General features: G+C 71.7%; 15 protein-coding genes. 7 read left to right on the top strand and 8 right to left on the bottom strand.

Annotated elements, in window-relative coordinates; all coding sequences use genetic code 11:
• Nucleotides 1-49: 49 nt before the first annotated feature.
• Complete coding sequence (locus CFW40_RS23790) at nt 50-976, bottom strand: NYN domain-containing protein (RefSeq protein ID WP_088799793.1); 927 nt, start codon at nt 974-976, stop codon at nt 50-52.
• 203 nt (nt 977-1,179) lie between these two features.
• Here CFW40_RS23790 and CFW40_RS37245 point away from each other — a divergent pair, with 203 nt between their 5' ends.
• Nucleotides 1,180-1,332, top strand: a complete 153-nt coding sequence (locus CFW40_RS37245; RefSeq protein ID WP_088799792.1) for a hypothetical protein — start codon at nt 1,180-1,182, stop codon at nt 1,330-1,332.
• Between the two features lie 148 nt (nt 1,333-1,480).
• Here the strand turns inward: CFW40_RS37245 and CFW40_RS23780 are convergent, their stop codons facing one another.
• From CFW40_RS23780 to CFW40_RS23770, 3 genes are all read right to left on the bottom strand, one after another.
• Nucleotides 1,481-2,086 carry a MarC family protein gene (locus CFW40_RS23780; protein WP_088799791.1) on the bottom strand — a complete coding sequence of 202 codons (606 nt, stop codon included), beginning with the start codon at nt 2,084-2,086 and terminating at the stop codon, nt 1,481-1,483.
• 213 nt (nt 2,087-2,299) lie between these two features.
• Nucleotides 2,300-3,154, bottom strand: coding sequence for a PHP domain-containing protein (locus CFW40_RS23775; protein ID WP_088799790.1), 855 nt, complete (start codon nt 3,152-3,154; stop codon nt 2,300-2,302).
• Between the two features lie 199 nt (nt 3,155-3,353).
• Nucleotides 3,354-3,992 (bottom strand): DUF6758 family protein, encoded by a 639-nt coding sequence (locus CFW40_RS23770; RefSeq protein ID WP_088799789.1) that lies wholly within the window; start codon nt 3,990-3,992, stop codon nt 3,354-3,356.
• Between the two features lie 262 nt (nt 3,993-4,254).
• On the opposite strand from CFW40_RS23770, the gene CFW40_RS23765 reads away from it, so the two are divergent.
• Entirely contained in the window at nt 4,255-5,517 is a 1,263-nt protein-coding gene (locus CFW40_RS23765; RefSeq protein WP_088799788.1) for an MFS transporter, read from the top strand.
• Between the two features lie 115 nt (nt 5,518-5,632).
• On the opposite strand, the gene CFW40_RS23760 is transcribed toward CFW40_RS23765, so the two are convergent.
• Complete coding sequence (locus CFW40_RS23760) at nt 5,633-6,217, bottom strand: suppressor of fused domain protein (protein ID WP_088799787.1); 585 nt, start codon at nt 6,215-6,217, stop codon at nt 5,633-5,635.
• 525 nt (nt 6,218-6,742) lie between these two features.
• Between CFW40_RS23760 and CFW40_RS23755 the strand changes: the two genes are divergently transcribed.
• Together CFW40_RS23755 and CFW40_RS23750 are read left to right on the top strand one after the other, a co-directional pair.
• Nucleotides 6,743-7,855, top strand: a complete 1,113-nt coding sequence (locus CFW40_RS23755; RefSeq protein ID WP_088799786.1) for a magnesium and cobalt transport protein CorA — start codon at nt 6,743-6,745, stop codon at nt 7,853-7,855.
• 88 nt (nt 7,856-7,943) lie between these two features.
• Nucleotides 7,944-8,483 (top strand): hypothetical protein, encoded by a 540-nt coding sequence (locus tag CFW40_RS23750; protein WP_088799785.1) that lies wholly within the window; start codon nt 7,944-7,946, stop codon nt 8,481-8,483.
• 141 nt (nt 8,484-8,624) lie between these two features.
• Here CFW40_RS23750 and CFW40_RS23745 read toward each other — a convergent pair whose 3' ends face one another.
• A complete protein-coding gene (locus CFW40_RS23745) occupies nt 8,625-9,404 on the bottom strand; it encodes a hypothetical protein (protein WP_088799784.1) in 780 nt (259 codons plus the stop codon).
• A 197-nt stretch (nt 9,405-9,601) separates the two neighbouring features.
• Here CFW40_RS23745 and CFW40_RS23740 point away from each other — a divergent pair, with 197 nt between their 5' ends.
• From CFW40_RS23740 to CFW40_RS23730, 3 genes are read left to right on the top strand one after another with little or no spacing between them, the layout of a single operon-like run.
• Nucleotides 9,602-10,960 carry a magnesium transporter MgtE N-terminal domain-containing protein gene (locus CFW40_RS23740; RefSeq protein WP_088799783.1) on the top strand — a complete coding sequence of 453 codons (1,359 nt, stop codon included), beginning with the start codon at nt 9,602-9,604 and terminating at the stop codon, nt 10,958-10,960.
• Nucleotides 10,950-11,531, top strand: a complete 582-nt coding sequence (locus tag CFW40_RS23735; RefSeq protein WP_088799782.1) for a DUF1003 domain-containing protein — start codon at nt 10,950-10,952, stop codon at nt 11,529-11,531. Before CFW40_RS23740 ends, CFW40_RS23735 begins: the two co-directional genes overlap by 11 nt.
• A 42-nt stretch (nt 11,532-11,573) precedes the next feature.
• Nucleotides 11,574-12,734, top strand: a complete 1,161-nt coding sequence (locus CFW40_RS23730; RefSeq protein ID WP_088799781.1) for an Mrp/NBP35 family ATP-binding protein — start codon at nt 11,574-11,576, stop codon at nt 12,732-12,734.
• Nucleotides 12,735-12,858: 124 nt separating this feature from the next.
• Here CFW40_RS23730 and CFW40_RS23725 read toward each other — a convergent pair whose 3' ends face one another.
• On the bottom strand, nt 12,859-13,521 hold the full coding sequence (locus CFW40_RS23725) for a hypothetical protein (protein ID WP_088799780.1): 663 nt from the start codon (nt 13,519-13,521) through the stop codon (nt 12,859-12,861).
• Nucleotides 13,522-13,640: 119 nt separating this feature from the next.
• Nucleotides 13,641-14,126: a sec-independent translocase gene (locus CFW40_RS23720; protein ID WP_088799779.1), complete on the bottom strand. Its 486-nt coding sequence runs from the start codon at nt 14,124-14,126 to the stop codon at nt 13,641-13,643.
• Between the last annotated feature and the right edge of the window lie 63 nt (nt 14,127-14,189).

Raw genomic sequence — 14,189 nt, 5'->3', positions numbered from 1 at the left:
CGCGGGGAGTGTGCCGGCCGAGCCCGCCACAGCCGGCGCAGGCCGGCCCTCAGTACTGCCCCTGGACGTGGTCCCAGAAGCCGTCGCGCAGGACCCGCCGCAGATCGGCATGGCTGCGCAGGGAGTGCTGCAGCAGCGTCTCCGCGGCGGTCAGGAGTTCCTGGTCGACGGTGCCGGGCAGATACGGATGGCCCGGCAGCAGCCCGCCCACCCACTCGCGGCCGCGTTCCGACAGCCACTGCGCGGCGACCTGCGCCCCGACGAAGCGGACCGTCTCACGGCTGGGCGCGGGCCCCTCGCCCGTCGTCTGGTCGCCGCACTCGACGCCGATCCGCCGGGTGACGTACGGCTTGCAGAACTCCAGGTCGAAGGTGCGCGCGCTGTCGACCTCCCACAGCAGCGGCTCGGCCTGATTGCGGCCGCCCGGGGCCTCGATGCCCCACAGATGCACCCGTGCGCCATAGCCCTGCGCCGCCTCCACCGCGGAGACCAGGTCCTCGTCGCCGCCGATGAGCACCGCATCGCTGATCGCGCGGTGCCGGGCCAGCGACTCCAGGTCGGAGCGGATCAGGGAGTCGACGCCCTTCTGCTGGTTGTTGGCGTTGAGGTTGCCGAGCCTGACCTTCACATCGGGCAGCTCGGCGATCCGCTGCTGTTCCTGGGTGTGGATCCGGCGGCGGGCGCCGTCGTACCAGTAGACGCGCAGCAGCCGGCTGTCCGGGAAGATCATCCGAGCCTTGTCGATAAAGGCCTCGATGATTCCTTCGGCGTCGAGATCGAACGCCTTGCGGTCCTCCGTGCCGGTGACCAGCCGTCCCGCCGCGGCGTAGACATAGCCCGCGTCCACGAAGGCCGCATGGGTGGACGGGCTGGTGGAGACCTCGGCGAGCACCCGGGTGAGCAGCTCGTTGGTGCGCTCGATCCCGGCGGCGAGCGCCGTGAGGTCGGTGTGGCCCGTGGGCTGGACGTCGTTCATACCGGACCCATTCTCCGGGCGGTCACTCCGCGGGCACAACCGCGCTACCGCTCCGTACTTAGGCCGTCGAAATTTTTCTTTAGCGTAGGGAATGATTGCACTGGGCAGGTCGTTATACATGGACGGAGCGCCCGGCAGCGACGCCGGGCGGCTCGTATACCCAAGAGTTCTCCGCAGGAGGATCAGACGAAGGGAGAAGCCGTATGCGCTTCGAGATCATGCGCCTGGACGATGTCGACGGCGTCGCCGTGGACAGCACCGTCGTGGACGCCGCCTCCGTCAACCGGATCGTGCAGCAGGCCGCCGCAACGGGCCAGCGCATCTACATCCGCCCGGCCGGCACCGCCGTCCGTTAACGCCCGCTCCACCGGCCCGACGCCGCGAGCACCCGGCCCGCGCACGGCCGCACCGCACGAGCGCCCCCGTACGACGACGGGAAACAGCACGTCGTCGTACGGGGGCGCTGCGCTGTCCGCGCCCCGGCTCCCGGGGCCGGGGCGGACGTCAGGCCCCCTGGATCACCTGCAGCACGCCGTTGATGATCTGCTGCACCGCGAGGGCGGAGAGCATCATCCCCGCCAGCCGCGTCACCAGGACCACTCCGCCGTCCTTGATCACGCGGATGATCACCAGCGAGAACCGCATCACCAGGTAGAGCACCACATGGATCGCCGCGATCGCCGCCCAGACGGAGAGCTGGGCGGCGAAGCCGTGCGCGTGCTGCACCGCGAGGATCACCGACACGATCGCGCCCGGCCCGGCCAGCAGCGGCATGCCCAGCGGCACCAGCGCCACATTGACGTCCTTGGTCTGGGTCGGCTCCTCCGACTTCCCGGTCAGCAGATCCAGCGCGACCAGCAGGAGCAGCAGCCCGCCCGCGATCATCAGCGCGGGCGTCGAGATGTGCAGCCGCCCCAGGATCTGCCGGCCGAAGAGACCGAAGACGGCGATGACGCAGAACGCGACGGTGGCCGCCTGCCAGGCCATCCGGCGCTGCACCTTGGCGGGCCGGCCGGAGGTCAGCCCCAGGAAGATCGGGGTGATACCCGGCGGATCCATGATCACGAACAGGGTGACGAAGAGCGTACTGAAGACAGCGATGTCGAACACGGTGAAGGCCTTGCGAGAGGTGGTACGGGACGAGCGCTCACGGGCGGCGCGCGGGCGCGGATCCGTAAGACGGCCAGGGAAGGAAAGGGGAGGTGGTGGGCGGGCAGCGGCGGGCGCAGGGCGGCGGCCGCACCGTCGCCCGGCAGCACCGGGCGGGTGCCGCCGGAGTGCCGGGATACGGGACGTGCGCGGCGGCCGCCGGCCGCGGCGGGCTCAGCCGCCCGTGCCGGGAACGGGGAAGGCGCCGGTCGCGCGGCGCACGATCTCGCCGTAGATCTCGGGGTCGGTGGTGTATTCCCCGAGGCGGCAGGTCTTGCGGCTGCCGTGGTAGTCGCTGGAACCGGTGGTCAGCAGGCCGAGGTCGGCGGCCAGGCCGCGCAGCCGCGCGCGGGTCGGCTCCTCGTGGTCCATGTGGTCGACCTCGATGCCGTCGAGACCGGCCGCGGCGAGTGCGGCGATCGCGCTCTCCGGTACGCAGGAGCCGCGCTTGACGGCCAGCGGATGCGCGAAAACGGTGACCCCGCCGGCGGCCTTGACCAGCCGGATCGCGTCGAACGGGTCGAGCTCGTGCTTCTCCACGTACGCCCGCCCGTCATTGGCCAGCCACTCGGAGGTGAAGGCATCCGAGACGGAACCGACCACGCCCAGGTCGACGAGGGCGGTGGCGATGTGCGGCCGCCCCACGGCGCCGTCACCGGCGATCCGGGCGACCTGCTCCCAGGTGACCGGCACACCGAGCTCCCGCAGCTTGGCGACCATCCCCCGGGCCCGCGGCACCCGGTCGTCGCGCACCAGCTCGCGCTCACGGGCGAACTCCGGCTCCTCGGGGTCGAAGAGGTAGGCGAGCATGTGGAGGCTCACCCCGTCGAGCCGGCAGGAGAGCTCGGCGCCGGTGACCAGCGTCAGCCCAGCGGGCAGCGCGGCCCGCGCCTCGGCGTGCCCGCCGACGGTGTCGTGGTCGGTCAGCGCGACGACGTCCAGCCCCGCGGCCGCGGCGCCGCGCACCAGCTCCGCGGGGGTGTCCGTACCGTCGGACGCCGTGGAGTGGGTGTGCAGATCGATGCGCACGACGCGGACTCCAGACTGCTGCGGGACGGATACGGGACAGATACGGGGCGGGGCCCGGCAGGAGGCCGGGGAAAGTGCACCGCAGGGGACACCGGAAGGATACCGGGCGGCCGGTAGCGCCCACGGCCCGCCGGACGGTGAGGGAGGCCACCCCGGCGTCCACACCACCGGGGTCCACCCCGTCTCCGGCGACCGCCGCTCAGCCCAGGATCCGCGGCGAGATGGCCCCGCACGGCAGCAGATCCACCTCGGCGCCCGCCTCGCGCAGATCGGTCAGCACCAGCTCGTCGTACAGCAGCAGCCCGGACTGCTCGGGCCAGGCGATCGCCCAGAGCCACAGCCCGCGCGCCTCGCCCGCGAAGACCGCACGGTCCGCGGGCGCACCGTCGACATGCCACAAGGCGGTCGGGCGGCCGGCGGCGAGCACCTTGGCGTGCGGCGGTTTGTCCACGCACATATGGGGGCCGGGGTCCGGGCCGTCGATACCGGCGTACCGCGCACCGAGGCCGACGCCCAGCTCCTCGGCGATCAGCAGCAGTTCGCCGGGGCCGCCGAGCGGTCCGGGGCCCGTGCAGGCCACGGCGGTCGCGCGGCCGCCGCTGCGGTCGTCACCGGCACAGGCCACGCCGGTGAACAGCCAGCCGACCGGCAGCGGCCAGGGCATCCACACGGGCACCTGCGCGCGCTGCACGACAACGCCGAGCGCTTCGACGCTCGGCGGGACAACGGGCTGGAGTGGGTGCACGGTGCCGTGCAGCGCGCACTGCCAGGTGTCGGAGAAGAGACCGGGCGCCCGTACCCGGCCTCCGCACTTCGGGCAACTGGGTTCGCCCCTCATAGGCATCCACGGTCCTCCAGCCCCGCCGCCGCGTCAAGGACGATCACCCCACCGGTGCGCCCCGAATCACGTACGCCGCCGTGCAATTGACCGCTTCCCGGCCACCCGCCCGTCCGACTGCTCGCCCGACAGGGAAAGTAGTTGCCACTTGCACTCTTTAGTGTACCTAACTTATTATGTGTAAACGTCAACGATCTCGGTGGTCCGGCGGGGACCGCGGCGATCAGGGGTACGCAACCGGCAACGGGAAGGGATCCGCAGCATGAGCGGCACGAAGGGCAGCGGCCACGGCAGCGACGCGGACGATCCGTCCGACGGGGGCGGCACCTCCGTCCTCCGCCAGCCGAAGGCCGTATGGGCCACGGCGGGGGCCTCGGTCGTGGCCTTCATGGGCATCGGCCTCGTCGACCCGATCCTCCCCTCGATCGCCCGGGGGCTGCACGCCACCAACAGCCAGGTCTCCCTCCTCTTCACCTCCTACTTCCTGATCACCGCCGTCGCGATGCTGGTCACCGGCTTCGTCTCCAGCCGCATCGGCGGCCGCAAGACGCTGCTGGCCGGCCTGGCGCTGGTGGTGGTCTTCGCCGCGCTCTCCGGCATGTCGGGGTCGGTCGGCGAGCTCGTCGGCTTCCGGGCCGGCTGGGGCCTGGGCAACGCCCTGTTCGTCTCGACGTCGCTGGCGGTCATCGTGGGCGCGGCGGCCGGGGGATCCGCGGCGGCGATCCTGCTCTACGAGTCCGCGCTCGGCCTCGGCATGGCCTGCGGCCCGCTGCTCGGCGCGATCCTCGGCGACATGAAGTGGCGCTACCCGTTCTTCGGCACCGCCACGCTGATGGCCATCGGCTTCCTCGCCATCACGGCCTTCCTCAAGGAGCAGCCGAAGCCGGCGGCCAAGACCTCGCTCCTCGACCCGCTCAAGGCGCTCGGCCACGGCGGCCTGGCTTCCACCGCCGTGGCCGCGTTCTTCTACAACTACGCGTTCTTCACGGTGCTGGCCTTCACCCCGTTCGTGCTGAACATGTCGCCGTACGCATCCGGCGGGGTCTTCTTCGCCTGGGGCGTACTGCTCGCGGCGTTCTCGGTGATCGTGGCGCCCCGGCTGCAGCACCGCTTCGGCTCGCTGAAGGTGCTGGGCGGCTCGCTGCTGCTGCTCGCGGCCGACCTGATCGTGCTGGGCTACGGCGACCACACCACCGCCGTCGTCTGCACCGTCCTCTCCGGCGCCTTCATCGGCATCAACAACACCGTCTTCACGGAGCTGGCCCTGGGCGTCTCGGACGCGCCGCGCCCCGTGGCGAGCGCCGGTTACAACTTCGTCCGGTGGTTCGCGGCGGCGGCCGCGCCGTTCCTCGCGCCCAGGATCGAGGAGTGGACCGATATCCACCTCCCCTTCATGGTCGCGGCCGCCGCCGCGGTGACCGGCGCCGGCCTCGTCGCCGTCCGGCGCCGGGCACTGACCATTGGGGCCGCGGCGCCGGCGCCGCGGCACGCCGGACAGGACGCGGTCGCGGTCTTCGCCGACTGAGCCGGGCCGGGCACCGCGCACACCCCGCGGCCCGCCCCCGCACGGAAACTGACGCCCCGTCCACCCTCCGAGGAGGGTGGACGGGGCGTGCGCGGTCGTATGGGCCGCGCGCGGCTCAGTCGAGTGGTACGCCCGTACGCAGCGGGTCGCGCAGATCCGTGCCGTGCTCCAGCCAGCGCTTCTCCAGGGCCTCGGCGCCGTGCACCCGCTTCCAGGCGGCCTCGTTGGGCGTCATCGGCAACAGCGGCAGGAAGCGGACCGGCTCCCTCGGCTCATCGAGTGCCAGGTCCTCGACGAGCCCCCCGGGCGAGGCGACCAGCACCGAGGTGAAAGCCGCTCCCGGCCACAGCGGCTCCCCCACGTCCAGCGAGGCTCCGGGAGCCACCACCACCCCCTCGACCTGCGGCGACGCGGCGAGCACGGCCAGCGGCCTGAGCACCTTGTCGCTCTCCACGCGGCCGGCGCGTACGGACAGCAGGAGTTCGGCGCGCGGACCGCGCAGCGGATCGGCCAGCACGGCGGTGGGGTCGGCCATGGGCTGCGCGGACATCCCGAGCGTGGCGTAGCGCACCACCCCGTTGTCCACGAAGCGGAGGACCTCGATACGGTCGGTGCCGAGGAACGTGACGGCGGCGCGCGCGTCCGGCTCGCCCAGGGTCGTCCGCAACCGGGCCTCGACCAGCTCAAGAACGTCAGACATGCCGTGAGCATAGGCCGGAGCCCCGGCCCGGCCGTCACCGCTCCACGGGCCTCCCCCGGGCGCCGTCCGGGGACCCGACGCGGCATCCCCGTTCTTCGTATGGAACGGGCAAAGCGGCGCCGTAAGACCGCAGGCGGCTGATAGCCTTGCCGTCTGCTCAGGGAATGACGTCGTCCCCCAACGGGGACCGGCCGGAGGAGGTGGGGCTGCGGTGGATCCGAGTCGACCGTGCAGTACCGATAGTTCTCCTGTCGTCCCCTTCGCGCAGCGAATCTCCTGATCCGAGAGCTTCCGTACCCCGCCGCTCAGCGGCGAAACCAGGGAAGCACCTTTGCGCCGGATGTAGATGACGGAAGAGCGCCTTCGACTCTTTGTTCCGTGTTTTCTGCGAACTGCCGTCAGGGCCCTCGCACGAGCGCCGCCCGCTTTGCGGACGTACAGCCGATGACGCCTCGTACGTCCACGTTCCGGGCAGCGTTGCGCCCCGCGCTCGCCACTGACGGCCGGCCCGTGAAGGAGCCTGCCATGTCGATGATCCGTGACCTGCGTGCCGCCGTCCGCCCGTCCCGGCGGCGCGACAGCACCACGTACCACTACGAGAAGTCCGCCCCGGCCTGCGCCAACAGCGCCATCGTCGACTGCGGTGTGTACCGCGAGGGCCGCCGGGTGAGCGAGCACGTCACCCCGGCCGCGGCGATGGCCTCGGTCCGCTCCGAGGGCGGCTTCGCCTGGATCGGGCTGCACGAGCCCACCGAGGCCGAATTCGCCGGTATCGCCCAGGAGTTCGGGCTGCACCCGCTCGCCGTCGAGGACGCCGTGCACGCCCACCAGCGCCCGAAGCTGGAGCGCTACGACGAGACCCTGTTCACCGTCTTCAAGACGGTCCACTACGTGGAGCACACCGAGCTGACCGCCACCAGTGAGGTGGTGGAGACCGGTGAGGTGATGTGCTTCACCGGCCGGGACTTCATCGTCACCGTGCGCCACGGCGGCCAGGGCTCGCTGCGCGCGCTGCGGCACCGGCTGCAGGACGACCCGGAGCTGCTGGCCAAGGGCCCGTCCGCGGTGCTGCACGCCATCGCCGACCAGGTCGTCGACGGCTACATGGCGGTGGCCGGCGCGGTGCAGGACGACATCGACGAGGTGGAGATCGACGTCTTCAGCTCGGGCACCAACGGCAAGGGCTCCCCCAAGGGCGGCGACGCCGGGCGGATCTACCAACTCAAGCGTGAAGTGCTGGAGTTCAAGCGGGCGGTGTCGCCGCTGTTGCGGCCGATGCAGCTGCTGAGCGAGCGTCCGATGCGGCTGGTCGACTCCGACATCCAGAAGTACTTCCGGGATGTCGCCGACCACCTCGCGCGGGTCAACGAGCAGGTGCTGTCCTTCGACGATCTGCTCAACTCCATCCTGCAGGCCAACCTCGCGCAGGCGGCCGTCGCGCAGAACGAGGACATGCGCAAGATCACGGCATGGGCGGCGATCTTCGCCGTCCCCACGATGATCGCCGGGATCTACGGCATGAACTTCGACTACATGCCCGAGCTGCACTGGAAGTTCGGCTATCCGGCGATGATGCTGGTCACCGTCGCGATCTGCTTCGGCATCCACCGCGGGTTCAAGCGCAACGGGTGGCTGTGACGCGGGCCGGGCGGGATCCGGGCCGGCCCGCGTCCCCTCGTCCGGGCGGCCCCCGACCGCCCGGGGCAGGGCCATTAGGCTGGTCCGTATGACGGAGACCGTGTCGCAGGCCCTGCAGGATCGGGCGCTCATCGAAGAGGCCACCAAGAAGTCCGGCCTCATCTGGGTGCGGGGGAACGCCGGCCCGGCCCGGGCGCTGTGGCACCTGTGGCACGACGGAGCCGCCTGCCTCGTCGGGGGCGGGGCCGGGGAACAGCCGCTGGACGGCCTCGGGCTCACCGACGGCGGTACGGCCACGGTCACCGTACGCAGCAAGGACAAGGGCGGCCGGCTGATCGCCTGGCAGGCCACCGTCGTCGAGCCGGCGCCCGGGAGCGAGGCCTGGCAGGCGGCCGTCGACGAGCTGAAGGGCAAGCGCCTCAACGCGCCGGATGCCGACAGCCTCACCGAGCGCTGGGCGCGCGAGTGCCGGGTGCTGCGGCTGGAGCCGACCGGGGCGGCGGAGCAGCGCCCCGGCCGGATGCCGGACGCCTCCCACGCCGCACCGCCGCTCGCGACCCCCGCGATCACCCGGCGTCCGGTGCCCGCGGCGCTGCCGAAGCTGCTGCGGCGGGGGCGCAAGGGCTGAGGCCCGCGCGAGGACGCAAAGGGCTGAACCCGGGCGGTGAGGGCCGCGGCCCGCCCGCCCCCCGGATCTCAGCCCTTTTCCGGCCCTTTCCCGGCCTTTTCTCCTTCTCGGCGCCTTGCCCGGCGCTTGCCGGGCCGTGTCTCAGCGCTTGCCGGAGATCTTGGAGCCGTAGTCCACGACCTGGTTCCTGGGCGGGGCCTTGAGGTCCACGCTGCGGCCCCAGTCGGCCAGCCGGACCACACCCGCGCCGCCCGCCCGCTGGAGCCGCAGCGGGTAGGGCGTGCCCTCCAGGGAGACGTCCAGGGTGCCGCCGGAGCCCGCGCCGGCGGCCACCCGGACGGTGCGGACCCCGTCGATGTCGCCGCGGTTGCCGGTCGTCAGCTTGCCGTGCAGTCCGAGGAGGCCGGCGAGCAGGGTGTCCTTGTCGGTGAAGCCGCTGAAGCGCTGGTAGACCGGGTCGCTGGCGGGCACCTTGACGTATTTGCCGTCGAGCTTGCCCGCCGCCTGGCTGGGCTTGCCCGAGCCACCGCTCTTCTCGCCGGCCCAGAAGGCCGCGTTCGCCTTCAGATAGAGCGCGTCGCCGACCCGCAGCAGCTGGAAGGCGGCCGCCTTCGTGGTCAGCTCCCCCTTCGCGCCGTCCTTCGCCAGCCGCATGTCGAGCTTGTAGGTGCGGCCCTGGCTGACGACATTGCCGGAGAGGTGCACGGTGTCCGCCCGCTGGGCCGCGGCCCGCGCCTTGGATTCGATCTTCGCGGCGGGCAGCTTTCCCACGCCGTTGGTGCCGGCGTCCGGGTCTTCCCCGCCGCAGCCCGTCACCGCCACGGCCAGTACCGCACAGGCCGCCCCCACGAGCGCGGCCCGTCCCGTACGACGGGTTCCGGCCAGGGGTCGGGGGCCGGCGCCCGGGGGAATTGCGCTCACGTCGGCTGTGCCTCCTGATGCGGGTGACCTCGACAGCAGTACGGCAGCGTACCTGGGCCGCGCACGGTCTTCGGCGGGGTGCGTGGCGGTCACCCTACGGCCTCCTCCCCCGGGGCGGCGCGGGCCGGGGCGCGTTAGCCTGAACCCGCATTGATGCCCTGTTTCGGGGCCTAACGGGAGAAAGGGCGGCACTCTGCATGGCAGTGGTGACTCCCCGGGTCTTCGTCTCCCATCTCGCCGGCATCGCCGTCTTCGACCCCAACGGCGACCAGGTCGGCCGGCTGCGGGACCTCGTCGCGCTGCTCCGGGTCGGCGACCGCCCCCCGCGGGTGCTCGGGGTGGTCGTCGAGGTGATCAGCCGGCGCCGGATCTTCGTGCCCATGACGCGGGTGACCGGGGTGGAGTCCGGCCAGATCATCATCACCGGCGTGGTCAATATGCGGCGCTTCGAGCAGCGGGCGTCCGAGACGCTGGTACTCGGCGAACTGCTCGACCGGCGGGTGCGCCTGGTGGAGACCGAGGAGGAGGTCACCGTCCTCGACATCGGACTCACCCAGCTGCCGGCCCGCCGCGACTGGGAGATCGACAAGGTCTTCGTACGGAAGGGGAAGGGCGGCGGGCTGCGCCAGAAGATCCTGGGGCGCGGGGCGCCTCCCGCGAAGGGCGGGGGCGGGCGGCGGTCGGGCGAGACGCTGACCGTGGAGTGGTCGGCGGTGACCGGCTTCTCGCTGGAGGAGCACGGGCAGGGCGCGGCGAGCCTGCTGGCCACCTTCGAACAGCTGCGGCCCGCCGACCTCGCCGGCGTGCTGCACCACCTCTCCGCCAAGCGGCGCGCCGAGGTCGCCGCGGCGCTCGACGACGACCGGCTGGCGGATGTGCTGGAGGAGCTGCCGGAGGACGACCAGGTCGAGATCATCGGCAAGCTGAAGGACGAGCGGGCCGCCGACGTCCTGGAGGCGATGGACCCCGACGACGCCGCCGATCTGCTCTCCGAGCTGCCGGAGGAGGAGAAGGAACGGCTGCTGGCGCTGATGCGGCCGGAGGAGGCCGCCGATGTGCGGCGGCTGATGTCGTACGAGGAGCGGACCGCGGGCGGGCTGATGACCACCGAGCCGATCGTGCTGCGCCCGGACGCGACGGTCGCGGACGCGCTGGCGCGGGTGCGCGACCCGGACCTCTCGCCCGCGCTGGCCGCCCAGATCTATGTCTGCCGGCCGCCGGACGAGACGCCCACCGGCAAGTACCTGGGCCTGGTGCACTTCCAACGGCTGCTGCGCGACCCGCCGTTCACCCTCGTCAGCTCGATCGCCGACACCGATCTGCCGGCCCTGCCGCCGGACACGCCGCTGCCGGAGGTGACCAGCTATCTGGCCGCGTACAACATGGTCGCCGCCCCGGTCGTGGACGAGAGCGGGGCGCTGCTGGGGGCGGTCACCGTCGATGACGTACTGGACCATCTGCTGCCCGACGACTGGCGGGAGGACGGGCTGCACGGCCCGGCCACGGCCGGCCTGAACGGCGAGAGGCCCCTCGGGGAGAGTGCGCATGGCCGGTGAGGAGCGGGAGGGCGCCAGGGAGCGGTCGCGCGCGAACGGAGCCTCGGCGATGCGCCGGGGCGCCGCGGGCCGGCCGCGGGTGCGCCTCGACCAGCCGCGCGCGCCGCGCCGTACGTTCCTGCCGGAGTACGACCCGGAGGCGTTCGGGCGGCTCTCCGAGAAGATCGCCCGCTTCCTGGGGACCGGCCGCTTCATCGTCTGGATGACCGTCACCATCATCCTGTGGGTCCTGTGGAACACCACGGCGCCCAGCAGCCTGAGGTTCGATCAGTACCCGTTCATCTTCCTGACGCTGGCGCTGTCCCTGCAGGCGTCGTACGCCGCGCCGCTGATCCTGCTGGCGCAGAACCGCCAGGACGACCGCGACCGGGTCACCCACGAGCAGGACCGCAAGCAGAACGAGCGGTCCATCGCCGATACCGAGTATCTGACCCGGGAGATCGCGGCCCTGCGGCTCGGCCTGGGCGAGGTCGCCACCCGCGACTGGATCCGCTCCGAGCTCGAGGACCTGCTGAGGGATCTGGAGCTGCGGCAGCCGGCCGGCGCGGAGAGTGATGAACGCGACCGCTGACGGGCTTTCCGGAGGCACCCTCATGAGCCGTACCATCGGGACATGGCCAACGACATGCCCCCAGACACCGCACCGAGCGAGGACGCGATCCGCGAAGCGCTCGCGACGGTGAACGACCCCGAGATCCACCGCCCCATCACCGAACTGGGGATGGTCAAATCGGTGGACATCGCGGCGGACGGCGCGGTGGCGGTCGTGGTCTACCTCACGGTCTCCGGCTGTCCGATGCGCGAGACGATCACCAACAACGTGCGGGAAGCCGTCGAGCGGGTCGAGGGCGTCACCTCCGTCGCCGTCGAGCTGGACGTGATGAGCGACGAGCAGCGCAAGGAGCTGGCGACCTCGCTGCGCGGGGGCACCGCCGAGCGCGAGGTGCCGTTCGCCCAGCCCGGTTCGCTGACCCGGGTCTACGCCGTCGCCTCCGGCAAGGGCGGCGTCGGCAAGTCGTCGGTGACCGTCAACCTCGCCGCGGCGATGGCGGCCGACGGCCTGAAGGTCGGTGTCGTGGACGCCGACATCTACGGCCACTCGGTGCCCCGCATGCTCGGCGCCGACGGCAAGCCCACCCAGGTCGAGAACATGATCATGCCGCCGTCGGCGAACGGCGTGAAGGTCATCTCGATCGGCATGTTCACCCCGGGCAACGCCCCCGTGGTCTGGCGCGGCCCGATGCTGCACCGCGCGCTCCAGCAGTTCCTGGCCGATGTGTACTGGGGCGACCTGGACGTGCTGCTGCTGGACCTGCCGCCCGGCACGGGTGATATCGCCATCTCGGTGGCCCAGCTCGTCCCGAACGCCGAGATCCTGGTCGTCACCACCCCGCAGCAGGCCGCGGCCGAGGTCGCCGAGCGGGCCGGTTCGATCGCCGTGCAGACCCACCAGAAGATCGTCGGCGTGGTCGAGAACATGTCCGGGCTGCCCTGCCCGCACTGCGACGAGATGGTCGATGTCTTCGGCACCGGCGGCGGCGAGCGGGTCGCCGAGGGCCTGACGAAGACGACCGGTACGCAGGTGCCGGTGCTCGGTGCCATCCCGATCGACGTCCGGCTGCGCGAGGGCGGCGACGAGGGCAAGCCGGTCGTGCTGACCGACCCCGACTCCCCCGCCGGCTCGGCGATCCGCACGATCGCGGGCAAGCTCGGCGGCCGGCAGCGGGGCCTGCAGGGCATGTCGCTGGGTATCACCCCGCGCAACAAGTTCTGAGAGCGTGGCGGCCGCGCGCACCGGATGACGCGCAAAAGGGGCGGGCCCGCACGGGCCCGCCCCTTCCGCATTGCCGTTCCGCTCTTTCCTGCGCTGCCGCTCAGCTCATTTCTTGCGCTGCCGCTCAGCCCTCGTACTCGGCCAGATCCTTGATCACCGAGAAGCCCAGCCCGTACGCGCTCATCCCCCGCCCGTAGGCACCGATGTGGACGCCCGCGGATTCCTCGGGTCCCTCGGGCCCTTCGCTCGCCGAGCCGGCCAGGACCCAGCCGTACTCGGACTCGCGGTAGGCGAAGGACGTCGGCACGCCGTCCACCGGCAGCATCAGCTCGCTCCAGCTCCCGCCGCCGAGGTCGTCGGCCAGCTCCCAGGCGAGCATCGTCTGCTGGTCCAGCCAGTCCTGGCGCAGCGTCCGGTCCATCTGGGTGGGCCAGGTGTGTGCGAGCAGGCCCGAGCCGGCGAGCCAGGCGGCCGTCGAGACCGAGGTCGCCTCCAGTACACCGGTGCCGTCGGCGCTGCGCCGTACGGGGCGGCTGGCGACCGTCACCACGACCGCGAACCGCTCGTCCTGCGGCGGTTCCACCTTGATGGTGGGCTCCTCGCCATGCCCCGTGGCGCCGTGTTCGACGGTGCCGTCCGCGGCTGCCCCGACCTGCATCAACCAGCGCGGACCGGTGAACGCCTCGTCGAGGCCGTACCACGGGAACGCGGCCAGCAGATAGCCGTCGACCTTCCGGCCGGCCTCCGCGGACACCCCTTGTGCCGCTGTCCGACTCGTCGTCTCCATCTGCGCGGAGCCTCCTTGTTGCCCTGCGTCGTGGGCGGCCCGCCCCCCTCAGGCGACCGAACCCCGGACACCCGGAGCATAGCCATAGGCGTCAACACAGCCGGTCATACCGGTGTGTGTCAGGTGGCGTCGGCGTCGAACGGCGGACGCTCGTCCGGCTGAGGGCTTCCGGTCTTCTTCACCAGGTCAGGGCGCCCGGCGGAGGCGGCCGGGGACTCCTTGGACAGGCTGGGACCTGCCCCGTTCGAGGGCGTGGCGGAAGAGGCGCTGTCGTGGCCGTGGACGGCGTCGGTGACCTCGGCCATCTCCTTCTTCAGGTCGAAGCCGTTACGGATCTCCTGGAGGTCCTTGAGGCCGTACTCGTCCTTGTCCAGGACATGCTTGCGCACGAAGTTCTTGGGCTTGAGGTCCTCGAACTCGAAGTCCTTGAAGTCCGGTCCGAGCTCGCTGCGGATGTCTTCCTTGGCGCTGTCGGAGAACGCCCGCACCTTGCGGATGAAGCCCATGACGTCCTGGATGACCTTGGGCAGCTTGTCCGGACCGAAGACGAGCACCGCGAGGATCACGAGCGCCACCAGCTCGAGGGGTCCTATATCGAAGAACACCTAGCAGCTCCTTGGGTAATCCGCGGCCTCGTCGGCCTATGGGCCAGGCCGCCTATCACGGTA

Source organism: Streptomyces sp. 2114.4, from assembly GCF_900187385.1.
GTDB lineage: Bacteria > Actinomycetota > Actinomycetes > Streptomycetales > Streptomycetaceae > Streptomyces > Streptomyces mooreae.
Note: the sequence above shows the minus strand (reverse complement) of the source record. Positions and strands in the feature narration are given on the sequence as shown.

Coding starts and splice junctions, on each gene's coding strand:
- CFW40_RS37245 (WP_088799792.1), top strand. CDS start 1,180: ATGCGCTTCGAGATCATGCGCCTGGACGATGTCGACGGCGTCGCCGTG.
- CFW40_RS23730 (WP_088799781.1), top strand. CDS start 11,574: ATGGCCAACGACATGCCCCCAGACACCGCACCGAGCGAGGACGCGATC.
- CFW40_RS23725 (WP_088799780.1), bottom strand. CDS start 13,521: ATGGAGACGACGAGTCGGACAGCGGCACAAGGGGTGTCCGCGGAGGCC.
- CFW40_RS23755 (WP_088799786.1), top strand. CDS start 6,743: ATGTCGATGATCCGTGACCTGCGTGCCGCCGTCCGCCCGTCCCGGCGG.
- CFW40_RS23735 (WP_088799782.1), top strand. CDS start 10,950: ATGGCCGGTGAGGAGCGGGAGGGCGCCAGGGAGCGGTCGCGCGCGAAC.
- CFW40_RS23740 (WP_088799783.1), top strand. CDS start 9,602: ATGGCAGTGGTGACTCCCCGGGTCTTCGTCTCCCATCTCGCCGGCATC.
- CFW40_RS23765 (WP_088799788.1), top strand. CDS start 4,255: ATGAGCGGCACGAAGGGCAGCGGCCACGGCAGCGACGCGGACGATCCG.
- CFW40_RS23770 (WP_088799789.1), bottom strand. CDS start 3,992: ATGAGGGGCGAACCCAGTTGCCCGAAGTGCGGAGGCCGGGTACGGGCG.
- CFW40_RS23760 (WP_088799787.1), bottom strand. CDS start 6,217: ATGTCTGACGTTCTTGAGCTGGTCGAGGCCCGGTTGCGGACGACCCTG.
- CFW40_RS23790 (WP_088799793.1), bottom strand. CDS start 976: ATGAACGACGTCCAGCCCACGGGCCACACCGACCTCACGGCGCTCGCC.
- CFW40_RS23750 (WP_088799785.1), top strand. CDS start 7,944: ATGACGGAGACCGTGTCGCAGGCCCTGCAGGATCGGGCGCTCATCGAA.